The 20,333-nt window shown below is 39.9% G+C and carries 12 protein-coding genes and 2 pseudogenes; 3 read left to right on the top strand and 11 right to left on the bottom strand.

All coding sequences use genetic code 11. The features are described from left to right. The first annotated feature begins 61 nt into the window (after nucleotides 1-61). Both QL984_RS14660 and QL984_RS14665 read left to right on the top strand, forming a co-directional pair. On the top strand, nucleotides 62-1,969 hold the full coding sequence (locus QL984_RS14660; RefSeq protein ID WP_024601776.1) for a prolyl oligopeptidase family serine peptidase: 1,908 nt from the start codon (nucleotides 62-64) through the stop codon (nucleotides 1,967-1,969). A gap of 251 nt (nucleotides 1,970-2,220) precedes the next feature. Next, nucleotides 2,221-2,569, top strand: a pseudogene (locus QL984_RS14665) (transposase); the annotation flags it as partial. A gap of 533 nt (nucleotides 2,570-3,102) precedes the next feature. Here the strand turns inward: QL984_RS14665 and QL984_RS14670 are convergent. From QL984_RS14670 to QL984_RS14715, 10 genes are all read right to left on the bottom strand, one after another. Then, entirely contained in the window at nucleotides 3,103-3,717 is a 615-nt protein-coding gene (locus QL984_RS14670) for a protein kinase (protein ID WP_036956422.1), read from the bottom strand. Nucleotides 3,718-3,872: 155 nt separating this feature from the next. Next, on the bottom strand, nucleotides 3,873-3,998 hold the full coding sequence (locus QL984_RS14675; RefSeq protein WP_268745519.1) for a hypothetical protein: 126 nt from the start codon (nucleotides 3,996-3,998) through the stop codon (nucleotides 3,873-3,875). Between the two features lie 11 nt (nucleotides 3,999-4,009). Continuing rightward, the gene (locus QL984_RS14680; RefSeq protein WP_051894384.1) at nucleotides 4,010-4,573 is read right to left on the bottom strand and encodes a DUF2971 domain-containing protein; all 564 of its coding nucleotides are present in this window, start codon (nucleotides 4,571-4,573) and stop codon (nucleotides 4,010-4,012) included. A 193-nt stretch (nucleotides 4,574-4,766) separates the two neighbouring features. Beyond that, nucleotides 4,767-5,252: a hypothetical protein gene (locus tag QL984_RS14685; protein WP_024601772.1), complete on the bottom strand. Its 486-nt coding sequence runs from the start codon at nucleotides 5,250-5,252 to the stop codon at nucleotides 4,767-4,769. Between the two features lie 499 nt (nucleotides 5,253-5,751). Continuing rightward, complete coding sequence (locus tag QL984_RS14690; protein WP_138764084.1) at nucleotides 5,752-7,464, bottom strand: alpha-amylase family glycosyl hydrolase; 1,713 nt, start codon at nucleotides 7,462-7,464, stop codon at nucleotides 5,752-5,754. 86 nt (nucleotides 7,465-7,550) lie between these two features. After that, nucleotides 7,551-9,956, bottom strand: a complete 2,406-nt coding sequence (locus QL984_RS14695; protein WP_138764083.1) for a glycoside hydrolase family 15 protein — start codon at nucleotides 9,954-9,956, stop codon at nucleotides 7,551-7,553. A gap of 14 nt (nucleotides 9,957-9,970) precedes the next feature. After that, complete coding sequence (locus tag QL984_RS14700; protein WP_096038407.1) at nucleotides 9,971-11,458, bottom strand: MFS transporter; 1,488 nt, start codon at nucleotides 11,456-11,458, stop codon at nucleotides 9,971-9,973. Next, a complete protein-coding gene (locus QL984_RS14705) occupies nucleotides 11,448-13,310 on the bottom strand; it encodes an alpha-amylase family protein (protein WP_029609931.1) in 1,863 nt (620 codons plus the stop codon). The genes QL984_RS14700 and QL984_RS14705 overlap by 11 nt, the downstream gene beginning before the upstream one ends. A 149-nt stretch (nucleotides 13,311-13,459) precedes the next feature. Continuing rightward, nucleotides 13,460-14,953 carry a tryptophan halogenase family protein gene (locus QL984_RS14710; RefSeq protein ID WP_016899527.1) on the bottom strand — a complete coding sequence of 498 codons (1,494 nt, stop codon included), beginning with the start codon at nucleotides 14,951-14,953 and terminating at the stop codon, nucleotides 13,460-13,462. 118 nt (nucleotides 14,954-15,071) lie between these two features. Continuing rightward, nucleotides 15,072-17,864 carry a TonB-dependent receptor gene (locus QL984_RS14715; protein ID WP_016899528.1) on the bottom strand — a complete coding sequence of 931 codons (2,793 nt, stop codon included), beginning with the start codon at nucleotides 17,862-17,864 and terminating at the stop codon, nucleotides 15,072-15,074. 658 nt (nucleotides 17,865-18,522) lie between these two features. Between QL984_RS14715 and QL984_RS14720 the strand changes: the two genes are divergently transcribed. Next, entirely contained in the window at nucleotides 18,523-20,163 is a 1,641-nt protein-coding gene (locus QL984_RS14720; protein WP_033102496.1) for an alpha-glucosidase family protein, read from the top strand. Nucleotides 20,164-20,216: 53 nt separating this feature from the next. Here the strand turns inward: QL984_RS14720 and QL984_RS14725 are convergent. Further along, nucleotides 20,217-20,333 (bottom strand): annotated as a pseudogene (locus tag QL984_RS14725) (TIGR00645 family protein); the annotation flags it as partial.

Here is a 20,333-nt window from a genome sequence, read left to right on the forward strand (position 1 = left end):
AACTACCTAATTACTTAGTTTAAATGGCCTACTTTTTAGGCCATTTTTTTGAGGGAATAAAATGAAATTAAAGAAAATAATATTATTAGGTTTATCTGTTCTAAGCTTGAATTCTTATGCTAATAAACAAGTTGAGGCAACAGAGCAAATTTCGAGTATTGATGCATTTTCTATGGCTTCAGCTATAAGAAGTGTTGTCACATCACCAAATGGTAAAAACCTTGCCATATTAAGAGCAACAACAAAAGATGGTGATTACATAATAGAAATTAGAGATCCTAATAACCTAGAAAAAGATCCGGTTAGATTAGGTGCAGATAAAATGCTCATCTCTTCTATCATATGGTTAAACGACGAAAAAATTGGCGTTATGTTTAGGCAGATATTGGAAGACGGAAACAGGAAATATTGGGTTAATAAGTTTGCAATTACAGATGCTGATGGCAAAGGTGATTGGTTATTACCTTTTAAAGACAAACGAAATGTTCAATTTCAAATAATAAATCGGCTCCCAGACAACAAAGATGAAGTCTTAGTCGAAGTAGATATTAATAATAATTACATCCCTGATGTAGTTCGCTTTAATATAAATACAGGTAGAAGCGTTACTATCATGCGTGGTAATGAAAAAATATCTGGATCATTTGTTTCTGATTACGATGGTGATATCAGAATTGCACAAGGTTGGAATAAATCCGACAATGCAATAGATCATTATGCGCGTGTTAAAGGTGATGATGATTGGAAAGTTATTAAACAGGTTAGTCCCAAAAAGCGTGAAAACTTTGAGATACTAGGCTTCACAAAAGACAACCCTGATGAAGTTTATATCAATGCTAATCTAGGAGAAAACACCACCGGTATTTATATCTACAATATTAAAACGGCTAAATATTCAACTCGGCAATTTGGCCTTGAATCTGTTGATACTGATGGGGTAATACTTGATTCTGACGGTACTATTAAGGGCTTTCGCTACACCACCAAACAACCTAAAAATTACTACATAGATCCCAATGCTCAAGCATTACAAGAGTCTATTGCCTCATTATTCAAAGGTAAATTTGTTCGAATCATGAGTCGTTCTGATGACGATAATGTTCTTGTTTTAAATGTGTCTGCTGATGATAATCCTGGTAGCTACTACATAGTGACAAATAAACAAAAATTAACCAAAATTGGTGATAGACTTCCTTTTATTGATAAAAGTAAGTTAGGAACTGTTAAATATATCTCTTATAAAGCAAGAGATGGGCGAAATATAAAAGCTTATGTGACAATTCCTGCAACTAAGGGCCCTCACCCTGCGGTTGTCTTACCACATGGTGGACCTTGGGTTCGTGACTCTATTATTTTTGATGATTGGGCTCAGCTGCTCGCTTATCATGGTTATGTAGTAATTCAACCAAATTATCGTGGTTCAACTGGCTATGGGCTTGAGCATTGGATAGCAGGCGATAATAATTGGGGTCTTAAGAAACAAGATGATCTTGACGATGCCGCACAGTATTTAGTCGAAAAAGGCTTAGCTACAAAAGATAAACTCGCGCTATTTGGTTGGAGTTATGGCGGATATGCCGCTTTTGCAGCTTCTATGCGTGAAAATAATATTTATCAATGCGTTGTTGCAGGTGCTGGGGTTAGTGATCTAAGTCGAATTAATGCAACTTTAAACGAAAACCGATTTTTAAGTATTTTACAACGCCCTACTATTTCTGGTGTATCTCCTGTAGAACAAGTTGATAAAGTAAATGTTCCTATATTGATTATTCACGGTGATATCGACAGTAGAGTACCAATTAAACATAGTCGTGATTTTGTTTCTGAGCTGGAAAAGTATAAAAAAGACTTTAAATATATAGAGCTAGAAGATGCTGACCATTTCTCGGATTCACTTTTCTATGCACATAAAAAAGAATTCTACACTGAGTTATTATCATGGTTTGATAATAAATGTAGTCTTAAATAACTAAAAACCCAAAAGTTAATTCTTTTAAAAATTAAAGGGGCTAATTTTGCCCCTTTACTATTAGAAGATGACTGAATATAACCTTTTTATGTTAATAATGTTAATAATGCTAATAATGTTAATGATGTTAATAATGTTAAAACAAATAAACCAAGTAGCTAATCGAAAGGCAACCATCTCAATAACAATTTGTTGTGATAAGTTTTATCTTTTTAATACTTCACACACCCATCACGCAATAAATCGTTAATTTAATAACAAGACGAACTATTTATGAAATTAGAAATATCAATCGATTTCTTGGCGCACAAAGGCTCACGCTTTATGCTGACTTGTAAAACTAAAAACGGAATCTACTGGTAAAACCTATGGCACCCAAGGTAACAAAATTGGCAATGCACAGCTGAAATGGGCGTTCTCCGAAGCCGCTGTATTGCTGCTGCGTCACAATCAAAACGCCAACAAATACCTTGAAAAACTACAAAAGCGAATGAGCAAAGCCAAAGCACTGTCTGCGCTTGCACATAAGCTTGGCGCTGCGTCTATTATATGCTTAAAAAAGAGACGGTATTCGATGAAGCAAAATTCTTAAAGAGTTAGTCACGGTACTGAGTGAGCTGAACATCTATCTGGATATAAGGCTGAGCATCAATCAATTGGGTGAGTTAATTACCAACAAGGTTTAACCTGATTATATGCCTACAGACCAAAGCCACTTGCCTTGATTAGACCCTCAGTACGCGTGCATTAATACAATAAACAAAGTCGCTTACACCTGACTTGATAACTGCGTTATGCACCTAACTAACTGGATCACAATGATGAAACTAGCCGCCTTGAATAGTGCCATGATGAGGTTAACCGATAAATGTCTAGTGCCCCAGCTACCCCAAAAGGATATGGGAAAAACCTGGCTGCGATGAGATCGCAATAAGAAATTACTGCGTAACGCACCCTAGATGTGTTTGCCGTAAGCAACTTGCTTATTAGCCGCATCGACAGACGAAGTAAACGAATTTGTTTATTGATTTAGAATTGACCGTCAATTGATAAAACGGTCAAAAAGAACACTAATGCCTATTGACAGAGTTAAGGCTCATATGTGTTAGGCATAAAATAGTTACACATGTTAATCAATCCAATGTGGTAAATTTCTCACGGTCTTCCCAAAAAGAACTAGAACCTAAATCCAGTACTTTGAAACCTAAATTAATAGGTAAAGCATCAGGGTTTGAGTTTTTAGAACTTATAGGTTTAGGAGTTTGAAAACTACTTTCATATACCATTACATTCCCAGTATGAGGATCTCCATGTAAAATTTCATTTTTATAAATCGCATCGAGTGCGTTTGAGTAGCGCCAATAAAGATCAAACCTTTGAAGTATAGTTATTGGTTCTTTAAAAAGGTATTCTTTAAGATTTACTCCATTTACAAATTCCATAGTGATATAGAACAAACCTGATTTGACTCCAGATGAAAATATTTTTGCAAAATATGGGTGATCTACTGATGCGAGCTTTTTGGCCTCATTTTGGGCTTTCTTGAAATCACTACGCCCTCTGTTGTTCCAGAATTTAACGGCTATCTTTCGATCTAAGTTGATATCCTTAGCTTCAAACACAATACCGTTAGCTCCGATTCCAATACATTTGCAAAACTCTATTTCTTCAAAAGGGATAATCGTTCCTTCGAAGTAAAGTAGACTTTCAGATATAGAAAATTTATTTTTAAGATTTATTTTATTCATTATATTTATTAGTTTATGCCGAACCTTTTATACCTAACGCCCTCTTAACTAGCAGACAACGCCACCACAAAACTCGAATTAGCACGCCATAATCACCAAAGCTAACTGCTGGTAATTAAAGCCGCCGAGCGTTGACTGTCCGGTTGAAGCGTTTGTTAAGCTGCTAGGATGCGATATTCTGTTTTAGACATTTTTGCTCTTACTAACTCCACATTACCACCAATTTTGTCATTCAATTGATTGACGAGTTCATTGAGTTCTTCAAATGCTTGCTCAGGCATCTTAACTCCCGCTATGACCTTAGAAATTCGCTTCTGGTCAAAAGCATGAATCCCTGCACTTTTTTCATCGATAAAACTCGATACTCCGCTTCGTAACTCCAGTCCGGTGACTTCATAAGAAACACATCTTTGACGGCGTTAAAACCCCTCTCTCCAGCAGTAATTATCGGCATGTCTTTGGTATACTCAACATCCCAACCAAAAAGTAGCTCTTCAACATTATTCATGTAGATATTTTGAGGGCTATCATCAACGGTGAATTCAACGACAAAACCTTCATGATTCTCAGCATAATGTGACCACATTAATATATTATCTGGCTTTTTAGTCAAACAGCATATTCCAACTTCTCCAATTACTCCGTCACGAAATTCACCGCTCTTCAATGAACGTTTTATACCATGCTCCATTTGCTTTCTTTTACTTAATCTTTGAGCAGGAGAGAGTTTTAATCGTCTTCCCGCCTCTTTAAATAAATCGGGACGAGATTTTAAGTACGCTATGGACTTTTCGATATCGTATACAGTTTTACAATCAAATGGATCGTTAAACTCCGAATGATGACTAAACTTCATAGTCCCGTCAGTCAAAATGCATTTGGATCCGCTCGAAAACGGCAGGTATTTATAAACTTTCAATTAAGTTAAACCTCATACTTAAAAAGCAGCTTAACTTTAAGCTAAGGGGCGCCGATACGTGAGGCATAATGGCGAAGCCGCCCCGCGTATAGGCGTCCCAGCGACCGAAGGGAGAGGCTTAAGCGCTTTGTTAGTTTTCACTGTACACTTGCTGATCGACACAAGAAACACTGACTTCATTGCTAGGCAAGTTTGCAAATAAAAAGGCAACAGACTCATTTGGCTTAAGTACCCCAACAAATGAAGTACAAACACCGTTTTTGCACTCTGCTGCTAACGTAGTAGTTTTTATTCTCGGAATTGCAGATGTACAAGTATTTTTTTGATCACATGCTACTTCAACATTTGTAAGTGATGTTTCTTCGTAATTTGAAAATAGCAAAGCTGATTTTAATGCTTTAGGGAAATGCAGCGAGAAATCTAAACACAAACCTTGACCGCCATTATATGCAACTACTTTTCTATACTCTTTTAGATATGATTCTGATATCTGTAAATTAGCTTCGTTAGGCTTGTATTGAGAGTTGTAAAAAGAGAAAGCTATAGCTGCTATCACACCAATACTTGTTAAAATATTAGTAATCCATTGTGTATTATTTCTCAAATTTTCATTCATATGCGAAATTCTTCCGTGAAAACTAACAATTTTATAGTGCGCTCGTCGCGTATATTTCTGCCAACGCACGCTAATATATTCATTAATTACTTTTTAACAAATAACTTAACTCATTGCTAGCTATAATTATTTCTTGCTACTAAATATAATTACAAAGAAGAAAATGCGCTCATCGCTCATTTTCTTGAATATGAGAGAAAAACAACCACACTGTATGTTTATACAGCCACCGACATTGGTAATGACATGAAAACGCGCCTCCCATTTTTAAATTACATCGCTGAATCTATGTTGGTACATCAGTATTCATTACGTACCGTAAATACCTACCTGTGATGGATTGCATCTTATAGTGATTTTCATGATAAGCGCCATGACGTAAGAAGAAGTTAAGCTACTTATGATTCATTAAAATGAGCTATAACTTGGAGGGAATGCAATAAAAGCACTTTTACCTAAAGGGGCTAACGTATGTTAGCCCCTTTTGTGTGTGTTTTATTTACAGTGTGTTATTCAGTAACAACAAACCATAAGCTGCGAGTTGCTCGTCATTGAGGTCGTGTTGCCAGCTAGGCGTTAACCCCTGACGTTTTATACCGCTGATGCTTTGCGGGTTAGCGGTTAAATTAAGAATAAACATACTTTTACTGCCGTTTAACTCGCGGGTTATTTCAACTAGGCCGTTGTCGTGTTGCGTTAATTCATAACTGCCTTTAATACCCAGCTCTGGGCGCTGTTTTTTTAGTACGATTAAGTGCTGATATAAACGCCACAGTGAGTCAGATTGTGCTTGCTGTACTTTAACATTGCGATCACCTGCGCTAAGCTGCTCGGCTAAAAATTCAGGCCACCAGCTTGTAAAGTCTTTACCAAATAATTCACTTTGTTCAACCCAGCTCGTTTTAGCTTTGGTAAAACCGGCTTGATTGCTGTTGTCCCATTGCATAGGCGCACGTTTATACACATCGTGACCTGTGCCACCTTGTGTTAAGCCTATCTCTTCACCGTAATAAATATACGGCGTACCAGGAGAGCTAAATAACATGGCGGCAGCAAGTTTTGCTTTATCGTCGTGCTCTGCAAGTTGATAAGCGATACGTTCTTGGTCGTGATTAGTTAAAAACGGTGCAAAAAAATCAAGCGGTGCATTTGAATCAATACGCTGTTGTAAATTTTGTTTGAGCACATTGGCATCAACTGCGTTGATTTTTTGATTAGATTGCATGGTGCCAAATTGCGCTTCACCACTGGCATCGGGTTTTAATAAGCCCAGTATTTTATAGCCCACTTCAAAATCAAAGCCTTGATCGAGGCCTTTACCTTCGCCAAAGTATTTTGCTGCAACGGGAATGTCTGCCCAAGCTTCACCCACTAAATATGCCTCTGGATCAACGCTTTTTACGTATTGGTTAAAGTGCTGCCAATATGCAATGGTTTCGTCGGTATCGGCTTGCGCATCTGCGCCACCTTCCATTGCAAAACGTACTGCGTCTAATCTAAACCCTGCAACGCCTTTATCAAGCCAAAACTTAGCCATTTTTTCCATTTCGGCAACAACATCAGGGTGGCGTAAATTCAAGTCTGGTTGGCTCGCTCCAAACGCACCATAGTAATACTGCTGACGTGTTTCATTCCAATGCCATACTGCGTCGGGTTGGTCGTTATTACTCCAAGCATGCCCCCAGCCACTTCCGGCTTTTGGCATATCGTCGCGCCAAATAAAGTAATCAGCATAAGGGGCTTCTTGTTTTGCTGAACGCTGAAACCATTCATGGTTACTTGATATATGGTTTATAACTAAATCAAGTATGACTTTCATGCCTTTATCATCAGCGGCTTTTATAAAGGCTTCAAACTCGGCCATGCTGCCGTAGTCGTTTTCTACTTGGTAAAATTCAGTAAAATCATAGCCATGATACGACGGTGCTTCAAACATGGGGGTTAACCACAGTGCATTTACGCCGAGCTCTTGTAAATACGGGAGCTTTTGGGTCATACCGTTAAAGTCGCCATGACCATCAGCATCGCTATCGTAAAAGCTGCGTGGCCAAATTTGGTAAAAAATGGCGCTTTCCCACCACGGGCTTGCTTGTTGTTTAGTATTTAATTGCGATGTTTCGGTGTTATTCGTGTTGTTATTTAATGATGGTGCGCTTTGGCAGCCTGTTAGCATGATTGCTAATGCTAATGCGCTCAAGGTAAATGTTTTCATTTCAGCCTCGTTATTATTGTAATAAATAACATAGCCGTATTTTACTACGGCTATGTTAATTAACCTGAACTGCGGATAGTTTGTGGTTATTTTAGTGCTTTAGTTACCACCGGATAATGATCCCATACTTGTTTGTCGCTTAGTGAGCGCACTAGCTTCACGTATTCAGCATGCGTCCACGCCAGTGGTGTGGCCGAGTTTGTACCCTCGCCTAACGTGTAACCCGTTTTATTAATGCCTACACCATCCCATACTTGTTCAGGTAGCATCATGCCTTGGTTGGCAAATTGCTCTAGCCCTTTTACATAGCTATTTTTAATAGCCTGCTGTTTTGTTGCATCTAAACTGTTATTGGCATTTGCGGCGGCAATTTCGTAATGACCACGTTCACCGGTAAAAAATGGCCAAACTCGCCCACGTTGCCCTGGGCTGTTTTTTCCACCTTCAGCGTAATTAGCGCCCGTTACTTCGTCTTCACCGTATCCGTCGTTACCATAGCGGCGGTAGCCTGCAAATGTGCCGCTGCCGTCAGTAAACTCAAAGCTGTATTTTACTTGTAGGTTATCGGTTAGGGTTTCATCATCATATTCTGGGAGTGTTTTTACTATGCTAGGCGCTAGCGCATCACGAACGCCATAGCGAACGAGCTCTAAAAATCCACCATCGAGAATTTGCTTTTTATTAAAGCCTTCACGGCCATTATTAGCGTTAATTTTAGTATTTGAATTGGCGTCTTTGTCTTGGCCAATACGAATAAAATACTCGCCGTCTGAAGCGTTTGATTCTAAATTACCTGCGGTGGTAAACATCATGCTTTCTATATCGGCGTTGTAACTTTTTGCCGTTGCAAGGTAGCGTTTAGCATTCACCTCATCTCCTGCCATTTTTGCAATATCAGCGGCGGTAATTAAACCGGCAACAACAGCAGCGGTGGTTGATGGCGAATACCCTTCTTGCTCTTCCCAACGTTCTTGTTGAGTCGCAGGTGGGGTTATTTGCATGTCGTTCCATCGGATTTTAGCGCGCCCACCGTCTACCAAAAAGTCAGCGGCCGGTTTTAACATGCGGGTATACCAATCAGTTAGCTCAGCATCACTTAATACACCAGCTTGATGAAGCTTCCACGCTAGCATGAGTGGCATTGCTGTTTGGTCTAGCTGTACGCCTACCCATTCAAGTTCGCCATCTACGTGTGTTTTTTGTAAAAACCACCCTGTGTCGCCTTTGTTGCCCGGGGTTTTGCTGTTTACTTGTACTTTTTCAAGGTATTCAAATGCGGTTTTGGCTGTTGCGGTATCGCCCATTGCCATAAATGCCATGGCAACTTGATAAAAGTCGCGTACCCATACTGCTTTATAACCAGTCGAGCCCGTTTTCGCCGATACGGTTTCGCCCCATGGGTTAGATAAAGAGGCAATAAGTGCCCCGGCATGGGTTTTGTCTTCTTGGGCTTTTAACACCATAGCACTGGTATAAAGTAATTTACCGTTATCAGCGGTTTGCTCGCTCATGCTAGTCAGTGGTGCAAGGCTTTGCAGGTAGTCTTGCCAACCAAGGGCTTCGCCTTCACCATTGTAATTATCAAGCACAGCTTGGTAACCTTTGGCTAGCGTAGCGTGGCCTTCTTTAAAGCTTGCTTGCTGGTTGTTGCCAAAGCTTAGGCTTAAATCGAATTGACTGTTTTTACCAATTTCACCTAGCTCTGCTAATAAACTAACATTCCCCGATTGTTCACCGGTAGTTTTATAAACACGGGTAAGCTGCTGAGTTGTTTTAAGCTGGCTTAAACCATCACTCACGCCCGTAAAACCGACACTTGTTTGTTTAAATGGCTTTGCACCTTGCAATGACAAATAATTATCGCCCTGCCACGCTACCAACCCTTGCTCGGTGGTTTTTGCAAAGTCATCTAAGCCGTTGTTGTTTATATACGGGTTAACTGTTACATATGCTTTTACACCGTCAAGCTGGGTATTAAAAATACTGCGTACAAATAAGCTTTGACCGTCTGGATCGGTAAATATATGTTTTTCGAGGCTAAAGCGACCTTGCTTATCTTTGCTTACTACTTTGTATGCTAATGATAACGGGCGGCCTTTATCGTCTTTGTATAAGTAATCAATGGTAACGTCTAAATCGTCAGCTTCAGTGACTGTAAAATCTTTTCCGACTACAACAAATTGCATGTCTTTAATTTGCGCTTGATGAATAAGCCCGAACATGGTTTCGGTGATCATCCCTTTGGCAATCGAAAACCATACTTTTGACACTTTACCTGTAGGTGCTTCGTTACTGTAATGGCCATTTTGGTATTGCTCAAAAGACGTGCCTATCCCAGTTTTGCCTGCGTATGCCCAAAATGGGGCTTCGCCTGGTGCGCCTGGCGCACTCACTGATGTTTGCGCTACTGCACTGGTTTGCGTATTTTGCACACCACAACCTACAAGGCCTGCGGCCAATATTGTCGCGGTAATTAGATTATATTTTTTCATTTTAGCCCCTTAAATTAAGACTGTTTAACACGCAGTACAGCAACCGCTGCAAGTACAAAAGACACAGCACCTAGCATCAATGCGTAAATAGGTTGATTTTGGAAAAAGTGACGGAGTATCAGGCCAAGTACACTGGCGGCTAATAATTGTGGGATCACAATAAAAAAGTTAAATATTCCCATATACACACCCATTTTATGACTCGGTACTGAGGTACTTAACATGGCGTAAGGCAACGACAATATAGACGCCCACGCAAAACCAATACCTATCATTGGCCAAATAAGTAAGCTCGGATCTTTTATAAACATAAAGCTCGCTAAACCTAAGGCACCTAAAATAAGGTTAAGTGCATGCGCTAGTTTTAAACCAACACGCTTAACGATGATCGGGATACATAAAGCCGCCAATGCAGCAAAACCGTTGTAAGCCGCAAATAAAATACCCACCCAGTCTGCACCATTGTTATACGCCGCTGAACTTGTGTCACTGCTACCATAATGAAAACTGGTTACCGCTGAGGTGGTGTAAATCCACATGGCAAATAAGGCAAACCAGCTAAAAAACTGTACCCAAGCAAGTTGTTTCATCGCCTCTGGCATGGTGAATACATCGTTAACGACTTGGTAAAAGCCACCGCTGGTGTGGTTTTTTGCCTGTAGTGCGGCTGCAATAAATTGAATAACGCCAAAACTCACTAAGCCAGCTGCTAATAGGTACAGCTCTTTTTCTAGGTTTAATCCCGTGACTAAACCAAGTACGGCAAGCCCTAACACGGTAAATACACTGCCGCCTTTACTAAAGTTAATTTGTGCACAAACCGTCTGTTCGACTTTAGCTTGCTCTTGTTGATTAAATGCGGCCAATTCTTCAGGTGAATATTCTTTGGTGGTTATAATTGTCCAGCCTACTGCGACCAGCAATACAACTGCACCAAAGTAAAATGAGTACTTTACTGAATCAGGAATTTGCCCTGCAGCGGCGGTGTTGGCAATATCAAACCAGTTCGTCATCATCCAAGGGAGTGCAGAAGCAACCACGGCGCCTACGCCTATAAAAAAGCTTTGCATTGCATAGCCAGTAGCACGCTGTTTGTTTGGTAGGTTATCGCCTACAAGGGCGCGAAATGGTTCCATGGTGACGTTAATCGATGCATCCATGATCCATAACATGCCCGCTGCAATCCAAAGTGTTGGTGAGTTTGGCATAATAAATAACGATAATGTGGTTAAAATAGCGCCGTATAAAAAAAACGGACGACGGCGACCTAATTTGCCCCACGTCTTATCACTCCAATAACCAATAATTGGCTGTACAATTAAACCGGTAAGTGGTGCTGCTACCCACAAAATAGGAATATCGTCTACATTCGCCCCAAGGGTTTGAAAAATCCGACTTACGTTACCGTTTTGCAGTGCAAAGCCAAATTGAATGCCTAAAAAGCCAAAGCACATGTTCCATATTTGCCAAAAGCTTAAGGTTGGTTTGTTATTATAATTCATGGTCAGCCTTATTTGTTAAAACGGCACTACTGAGTGCATCAAGGGTCAGCGTAAAGGTTGTATTTTGTTTCTCATCGCTCACCAAAATACCGTTATGCGACTCTAATAGATCGTAAAGCGTTGAGTTTGGTTTGAGCATTGTTGCTTGATTGGGCGTGAGCGTAATAGTGACTGTTTGCGCTTGCTGACTAAAGTTACTCAGCACCCATAATGATTGCTGTCCTAGGGTGCGTACAAAACCTACCACTCTATTACTGCCTGTTACCAACAAGGGTGCCATATCGCCGGCAACAATCGCTGGTAAATCGTTAAGTGCCATAATTGAAATGTAATATTGGCGTAATTGCGCTTGTTCAGTTGTTAACTGACCGCCATCAAATTTACCGTTGTTCATCCACGCTTGGTGAGCAGGAACACCAATATAGTCAAAAATACTGGTGCGAGTCGGGCTACCAAACCCCGCGTTTTCTGAGCCATCTTCACCGACATCTTGACCAAAATAAAGCAAGCTTGGCGAGCGACTGATTAGGTGAGAGACCAGCATTGCTGGCTTGCCCAATGCGGCATCGCCGGCAAAATCAGGACTTGCGATACGTTGCTCGTCATGGTTTTCTAAAAAGTGCAGCATATGTTGCTCTATGTCAGCCACTTTTTGCTGAGCATTAAAAATACTACTTGCGGCTTGCTTGCCTTGCATTATGGCTTTTAAGGTGTCGTAAAAGCCTACTTTGTCATACAAGTAATCCATTTTACCTTGGTGAATATAAGTTCGGTACATCAATGGGTTGTACACTTCTGCAAGTAAAAACGCATCGGGTTTATGCATTTTTATCGATGAATTTAAAAAGCTCCAAAATTCAACCGGCACCATTTCAGCCATATCATAGCGAAAGCCATCCACGCCTTTATCTAACCAATAAAGCGCAATATTTCTAAATTTATACCAGCTATTAGGTAACTCTTTATCTTGCCAAAAGGCGTAATGAGCGCGGTAGTCTTGGTGTTCTAGCGCCTTAGGTAAAGTTGGAAAATCTAGGCTACCATCGGGTTTAACGCCGTAGTTTACTTTTACTGTTTCGTACCAGTCGTTTATATCAGGCTGTGGAGAGCGTGCACCGTTTCCTGTCCATTTAGCCGGTGTTTCATTAAATTTACCATCAGCTAAGGGATGAGAATTTCCGCCAAGCACTTGATAACTGTCGCTCGAAGGCACTTGAAATGACTCACCAGGTACATAATAAAAGTTATTATTAACATCATAGTCTTTGCTGGTATCGTCTTGTTCACCAAAGTCTTTAACGCCATTAGGCTTAGCCGTTGAGTGGTAATCACGTGCAACGTGATTGGGCACAATGTCTATTATCACTTTCATATCATGATCGTGGGTACGTTCAATAAGCGCGCTAAACTCTTCGATTCTGTTCGTTACATTTACCGCCAAATCAGGATTTACATCGTAATAATCTTTAATTGCATAGGGCGAGCCTGCACGCCCTTTAACCACATCTGGATCATCCTGACTAATACCATATTCGGTGTAATCACCCACTAAGGCATGATGTAAAACGCCGGTATACCACACATGCGTAGTACCCAACTCTTTAATACCTTTAAGCGCAGCATCGTTAAAATCAGCAAACTTACCCACGCCATTTTGCTCTTTAGTACCCCACGGAATATTAGCTGTTTGCGTATTACCAAATAAACGAGTAAACACTTGATAAACAACTGGCTTTACAGGCTCTGTCTTATTTACAACCGTTTTTGCTTGCGTGCTTTCATTATCATCACTGCAGCCTTGCACAACTAATGTGCTTAATAGCAGCAAGGGTATGTAAAATCTTTTTTTCATTGTGTGTGTCATTTTTATTTCAGTGTTGTCATTGGTTTATACTAAAGCTAACTGTAGTTTGGTTACAGTTGCTGCATACGTATTCACAGCTATATTCAGACCCTGTTAACCCAAAAATTAAACTGCCAGCATGAAACTTTTTTTGGGGCTTACTTTGGTTTTAAACTACTTAAAAATACGGTGTGACTTGGCAGTTGCTCTACCGTTGAATTTATTAATGTTTTTAAATTACTAAATAACTCGGCTAATTGCTCATTGGTTAATGAATCTGCTAGTGCACCGTAATCATCGGGTAATAGGCCTTGACCTATCATGACTTGTTGCCATGCCACTTCGGCAAATAACTCGTCGTTTTCGCGCACTACTTTGCCTGTTTGTTTAAATAAATCCATTTTATGCGCTAACGATTGCGGAATTTCCATTTGCTTACATTGACGCCAAAATGGAGTATCTTCCCGCTCAGTTAGCTTATAGTGCAAAATAATGAAGTCACGAATATGCTCGATTTCGGTGATGCTTTGCTTATTAAATTCTGTTACTAACGCATCACTAACCCCATGGCGAGGAAATAACTTAATTAAACGCGTCACAGCACTTTGTATTAGGTGAATACTGGTTGATTCAAGTGGCTCTAAAAACCCACTCGATAAGCCAATGGCAACGACGTTTTTATGCCACTGTTTTAAACGACGACCCGTTTTAAACTTAATTAATCGGGGTTCAGTAATAGGCTCTGCAGGAAGATTATTGAGTAATAATTGTTTTGCGTCGTCATCAGATATATGGCGGCTACAATATACTAAGCCATTCCCCATTCTGTGCTGTAATGGAATTTGCCACTGCCAACCGGCACTGTGCGCAATTGAACGTGTATAAGGTTTTAATTCATCATTTGATGCTGTTTGTACTGCAATGGCGCTATCGCAGGGTAAGTAGTGCGACCAATCTACATATCCAGTATTGAGTGTTTGCTCAATCAGTAAGGCACGCAGACCCGTACAATCTAAAAATAAATCGCCACTGATACTGCTGCCATCATCAAGGGTTAGGCTCTGAATATTGCCACTGGTTGGGCACTGCATGACCTCATTAATTTTAGCATCTAGATGTTTTACCCCCCGCTCTGTGGCTAAGTGCTTTAAAAACTCAGCATACAAACTGGCGTCAAAATGATACGCGTAGCTTAATCCTGGCAACGACGTATTAGAAATGGTATTCAGTGGAGCAAATTTATTGTTTTTCGCAGCCTGATAATTTAATGAAAAATCCCAAAAATCATCTTTGCACCCTTGCGTTTGGCCTTTAAGCCAAAAATTATAAAAGTCACAAAAAGGGAAGTTTTTACCCAAAGTGCCAAACGCATGCATATAACTGTGTGCTGAGCTTTTCCAGTTTTCAAACTCAATACCAAGCTTAATCGTCGCGTTAGTGGCATTTATAAAGTGTTGTTCATTGATACCCAATGCATTATTTAGCTGCATTATAGGGGGTATAGTGGCTTCCCCTACGCCCACTGTGCCAATGTGAGTTGATTCTATTAGGGTAATATTAATTACTTTACCTAATACTTTATTTAACAGTGCAGCGGCTATCCATCCAGCTGTACCACCGCCTGCAATGACGACGTGTTTTATTGGCTTCATATTATTGCTCACTTTTTTAAATCAGAATTTAAAAAGTTTGATAAAACTTAGGTAAGGTAGTTATAAAAAAGCCCTTGTAAAACTAATTACAAGGGCTAATAACTTAACTAAATTTCAGTTAAAGCTTGTAGCTAAATCCAAGAATAAAGTTACGCCCATAATCTTGGTAATCACGCACTTGTAAAGCATTATCACCACTTAGTGTTGTAAATGGTTCTTCAGTGATATTTTGTACTTGGAATGTCACATTTAAGCCATCTAAGCTCTCAACACCTGCTTCGCCAAAATCGTAACCAACTTGTACGTCCCAAATTGTTTCACCTAAGATATTCACTTGCTGAGTTTCATAACCTGCGTTGTAAATATCACCTTTAAAGTCGCTACGCTTACGCATACTAGTACGTGCTTGGAAGCCATAGTTTTCATAATAAAAAGTTATGCTTTCAATTTTATCCGACAAACCAGGTAATTCGTATTCATTACCGTTTTGATCTTCAATATCTTGTTCAATTCCTGTATGGCTGGCAATTAAACCAAAACCTTCTAATGAATCACTAAAAATATTAAACGGTAGAGCAAGAGACAATTCATAGCCCCAAAGATCTCCACCACCGCCATTCACTTTACCTGATCCAGTACCGGTACTATTCTCTGGTATCTCACCCGTTGAAGGGTTAGCAACTCCTGACATATCAACTTCGTATACACCATCAAATATCCATTGGCTTAAGTCTTTATAAAATACAGCCGCTGAGAAGTATCCTTCTGCACTAAAGTAGTTTTCATAAGTAAAATCAAAACCCGTTGCTTCTTTTGGTTCAAGTGTAGGATTACCACCAGATACTGACCAATAGTTGCCATTCTCATCAGGACGCTCAGAATTGTAGCTCGCATTAACAGAAGCATTCATTTCATCTAGGCGGGCTCGTGAGATAGTTTTAGCGGCACCAAAACGCACAGTTTGATTTTCATCTAGCGCTAAAGATAAATTAAGACTAGGTAAAACATGACTATAATCGTGTGACACATTGTTAGGAACGGCGTCAACTAGACCAGTCACGTCATTCGGCACAGCCGCAAAACCTTGCGAAGATTGCTCAGTTCTAACATAGCGAACACCAAAGTTACCTGTTAATGGTAGTTCACCTACTTCAGCATTAATATCAGCTTGAACAAAAAACGCCGTAACTTTTTCTTGAACTGTGTACGACTGCGTAGTGTGTTTTATATCCGTTAAACTTTCTTGAATTGAGTCATAATATCCATCGTCAACTAGTGCACGGGTATCATAGGCAATCATATCCCCCATACCGATAAAGCCTAAGCTAGCTGTTCCGAGGCGATATTGATCTGGAACGACAAGCGTACCAGGATTATCTAATGAGAAATCGCTTAATGTTAAGTAATACCCTTCAGACTTTTTACTCTTCTCGCGGTCGCGATATGACATACCAAAACTTACTTTGCTTAAGTAATCGTTTTCTAATAGCTTGCTTGCTGCTAGTTTTAAAGTATGTAGTTCATCATTAACTTCAGGTGCATTAATAAAGCCATCTTGTGCGGTGTTTTGATAAGCCGTATCATTTAAGCCGTACTTATTATTTAGCGCTGAGCTGGTTCCCCATGACAAAGGACCACCTAACTGAATTAAAGCATAATCACTATAATCTAACTCGTGGCTAAATTTGGCGCCGGTATTGCCGCCATCAAGTGAGTAACCAATGTTGTCAGCAATACCGTTTGCATCGCCACGGCCTGTGCCAGAATAACTTTGTAAGCTCCAGTCCTTACGCTCAACTTCAGATAAGCTCGCATCAAACTCTACCGACCATGAATCGTCAATGTCATATTTAGTATTAAATCCAAATTGCGTTAATTCAGCATCACGTTCTTCAACATCATTGCGAACTACAACGCGTTGACCTTGCGTTGTTGCACTGGTGATAAAGCCAGACTGTTCATCTACAGTAACACTATTCGGGTCGATGCTACCTTGACCCCAGGCGAAAGGTACTTCAATACCACGTAAGATTTTTTCATCGTTAAAATCTACATATAACGCATCAAACGTCATGTTTAGACGATCATTTGGTGCAGCTTCCACTACTAGCATCGCTGAATCACGTTCAAGTGTTGATGAACGTACGAATGGTTTAGCGCCGCCTAAGATTGAATAATTCTGTCCATCAACGTCGAATTCAGGGTATCCCCAAGAATTCCAGCGTTTTTCTTGATTTGGTGAGCTCATTGTGTTGTAAGCAAATGCAACACCTATAGTGTCATCTGCAAACTGATCAATGTATGAAACCGTGCCACGAAAGCCTTTATCATCACCATCAGGGTTTAGCTTATCAAAACCTGACTGCTCTAACTGACCATTAAACATGATCACGCGCTCGCCTTTACTTAAAGGCTTTACCGTTTGCATGTCGATTACACCGGCAATACCTTCTGCTTCAATGCTAGCACTTGGTGTTTTATAAACGGTTACGCCGCTCATTATTTCTGATGGGTAAAGGTCAAACTCAACACCACGGTTGTCACCAATCGATACTTGCTCACGACCATTAAATGTGGTTGCGCTTTCGTTTTCGCTAAAACCACGAACACTTACACGACTAGCACGGCCATCAAGACGCTGGGCTGTTAAACCAGGTAAGCGTGCAATTGACTCAGCAATAGATGTATCTGGAAGTTTACCAATGTCTTCTGCAGAAATTGACTCAACCACCTGTGTTGAAAAACGCTTAGTATTAATTGATTCAACAACACTACCGCGAAAACCTTTTACTTCGATGATTTCTACATCATCATTTTTTATTGTTTCTTCTTGTGCCGCAGTGGTGGCAAAGCTTGATAGTCCGGCAGCAGTTAATGCTAGCGTTAGTATACTTGGTTTGAACATAGCCATAATGTTTTCCCGTTACCCATAATGTGATACCCGCTTACTTGCTTAAGTGATAGTTAAGCCTGCGAGCTTATTTTGTTGTCAGGATGAATATTAACGCTCGTATTATTTTATTAACAACTTTATGCATACGTATTCAAAGTTACACCACACGCATTAAGTTAACATTAAATTTACACACTATTTTATAAGTGACTGTTTTATTATGAGTTATTTTAGTGCAATTAGCATTTATAGCTTTAATGATAGTCATTATTTATTTTTTGATAAAATAAGTGTGTCATTAAACATAAATAAAGTGACACGACGCTATTTTATTTTCTAATTTATTATTATGGAGAACATTTATTTATGTACAATTGGTAAGACCAATATTAATAATCACCAATTTAGTGCACCCCCTTATTTTTAAGCACCTAAATAACGCAAACAATAAATTAACAATTTAACAAACCAAATTGGTAAAGGGATATTCAATAAACCGGCGTTAAAATCGATGAAATAAGCGATTGATTTAACCTCTTTTAATGGCCTTAAAACGGTGCATACGTATGCAGACTTTTTACAGTATGACGGGCTTCAAGTATGCTTTTTCAAATAAACGAGGATTAACACCTCTAAAAAAGAACAACACAAAGACAGTGTGAAAACGGAGAAAGGCATGGCCCAAAAGCAATGGTATAAAGGTGCGGTTATTTATCAGGTTTATCCGCGTAGCTTTCAAGATAGCAACAACGATGGCATTGGTGACTTAAAAGGGATAATTAATCGCATTGATTACATTAAAAGCTTAGGGGTGGATGCTATCTGGATCTCACCTTTCTTTAAATCACCTATGAAAGATTTTGGTTATGATATTAGCGACTATCGCGATATCGACCCGCTTTTTGGTAACTTAGATGATTTTGATGAGCTCATTGCGCAAGCACATCAACGCGATATTAAAATTATTATAGACCAAGTGCTTAGTCACACCTCAGATCAACACCAATGGTTTATTGATAGCCGTGAAGATTTAACCAACGATAAAGCTGATTGGTATGTGTGGGCTGATGCTAAAGAAGACGGAACAGCACCAAACAACTGGTTGTCTATTTTTGGTGGCGGTGCATGGCAATGGGAGCCGCGTCGTGGACAATACTACTTACATAACTTTTTCACGGAACAGCCTGATCTTAACTTTCATAACCCTGATGTTCGCCAAGCTGTACTAGACAATGTTGAGTTTTGGCTTAAAAAAGGCGTTGATGGTTTTAGGTTAGATGCAATTAACTTTTGTTACCATGACGCACAGCTTCGTGATAATCCTGCAAAACCAAAAGAAAAGCGTCAGGGCCGTGGTTTTAGTGAAGACAATCCGTATGCTTTTCAGTATCACTACTACAATAATACGCAGCCTGAAAATATTGAGTTTATGCGTGATATTCGCACCTTGCTCAATAAATACCCAGGAACCGTGTCACTGGGTGAAATTTCATCTGAAGATTCATTAGCCACCATGGCAGAATACACCCAAGGCGGCGATAAACTGCACATGGGTTACAGCTTTGAGCTACTAACTGATGACTACTCGAGTGAATATATAAGAAACACCGTTACTACACTTGAACAACGTATGACTGAAGGCTGGCCTTGCTGGGCATTTAGTAACCATGACGTAGAGCGCGTTGCAAGTCGTTGGAGCGAAACGGGTGAAGTAAACCCTGCGCAATGTAAGATGTTAACCGCCCTATTGGCCTCGTTACGTGGTAGCGTGTGTATGTACCAAGGTGAAGAGCTCGGGCTCGGTGAAGCAAGCGTTGCGTTTGAAGATTTACAAGACCCATACGGCATTACGTTTTGGCCAAACTTTAAAGGCCGTGATGGTTGTCGTACCCCAATGCCTTGGGAAAACCTTGATAGCTCACATGCAAATGCTCACAATGCGGGCTTTAGTGAAGTAAAACCGTGGTTACCTGTTGATCAACAACATAGGCTGCAAGCAGTTGCTGAACAAGAGAATGATTCAAACTCAATATTAAATGCGTACCGTGAATTTATGGCATGGCGTAAAAACCAGCCGGTATTACTTGAAGGTGATATTGAGTTTTTACAAACCGAAGAGCCAATCTTAGCGTTTTACCGTACTCTAAACGATGAAAAAATGTTGTGTGTATTCAATTTGAGTGCTTCACAAGCAAAACTTACTATTAATGCAAGTGTTGAAAATGAACATAACGACCTTTCTCATCACAACGCAAAGCTTGATAATGAAACACTGACAGTTGAGCCATTTGGTTGTTATTACGCCCACTGCAGTTAATATTTACATTATTATAAAAAACCCGAGCACTGCTCGGGTTTTTTTAGCATTTTTTAATGGCTAATTGTTTTACTATTTAAGTAATCAGTAAATGCAAACAGTACACCCGACACAACAAAGGTAACGTGTATCAGCACTTTCCAGAGTAAGTCATCATTTGAATGAGAGGC

The sequence above is a fragment of the Pseudoalteromonas sp. APC 3495 genome (assembly GCF_030407645.1).
Lineage (GTDB): Bacteria > Pseudomonadota > Gammaproteobacteria > Enterobacterales > Alteromonadaceae > Pseudoalteromonas > Pseudoalteromonas tetraodonis.

What these genes read in the sequence shown, in the direction of transcription:
- QL984_RS14660 (WP_024601776.1), top strand. Translation starts at nt 62, where the DNA reads ATGAAATTAAAGAAAATAATATTATTAGGTTTATCTGTTCTAAGCTTG.
- QL984_RS14670 (WP_036956422.1), bottom strand. Translation starts at nt 3,717, where the DNA reads ATGAATAAAATAAATCTTAAAAATAAATTTTCTATATCTGAAAGTCTA.
- QL984_RS14675 (WP_268745519.1), bottom strand. Translation starts at nt 3,998, where the DNA reads ATGCCTGAGCAAGCATTTGAAGAACTCAATGAACTCGTCAATCAATTG.
- QL984_RS14680 (WP_051894384.1), bottom strand. Translation starts at nt 4,573, where the DNA reads ATGAAGTTTAGTCATCATTCGGAGTTTAACGATCCATTTGATTGTAAA.
- QL984_RS14685 (WP_024601772.1), bottom strand. Translation starts at nt 5,252, where the DNA reads ATGAATGAAAATTTGAGAAATAATACACAATGGATTACTAATATTTTA.
- QL984_RS14690 (WP_138764084.1), bottom strand. Translation starts at nt 7,464, where the DNA reads ATGAAAACATTTACCTTGAGCGCATTAGCATTAGCAATCATGCTAACA.
- QL984_RS14695 (WP_138764083.1), bottom strand. Translation starts at nt 9,956, where the DNA reads ATGAAAAAATATAATCTAATTACCGCGACAATATTGGCCGCAGGCCTT.
- QL984_RS14700 (WP_096038407.1), bottom strand. Translation starts at nt 11,458, where the DNA reads ATGAATTATAATAACAAACCAACCTTAAGCTTTTGGCAAATATGGAAC.
- QL984_RS14705 (WP_029609931.1), bottom strand. Translation starts at nt 13,310, where the DNA reads ATGAAAAAAAGATTTTACATACCCTTGCTGCTATTAAGCACATTAGTT.
- QL984_RS14710 (WP_016899527.1), bottom strand. Translation starts at nt 14,953, where the DNA reads ATGAAGCCAATAAAACACGTCGTCATTGCAGGCGGTGGTACAGCTGGA.
- QL984_RS14715 (WP_016899528.1), bottom strand. Translation starts at nt 17,864, where the DNA reads ATGGCTATGTTCAAACCAAGTATACTAACGCTAGCATTAACTGCTGCC.
- QL984_RS14720 (WP_033102496.1), top strand. Translation starts at nt 18,523, where the DNA reads ATGGCCCAAAAGCAATGGTATAAAGGTGCGGTTATTTATCAGGTTTAT.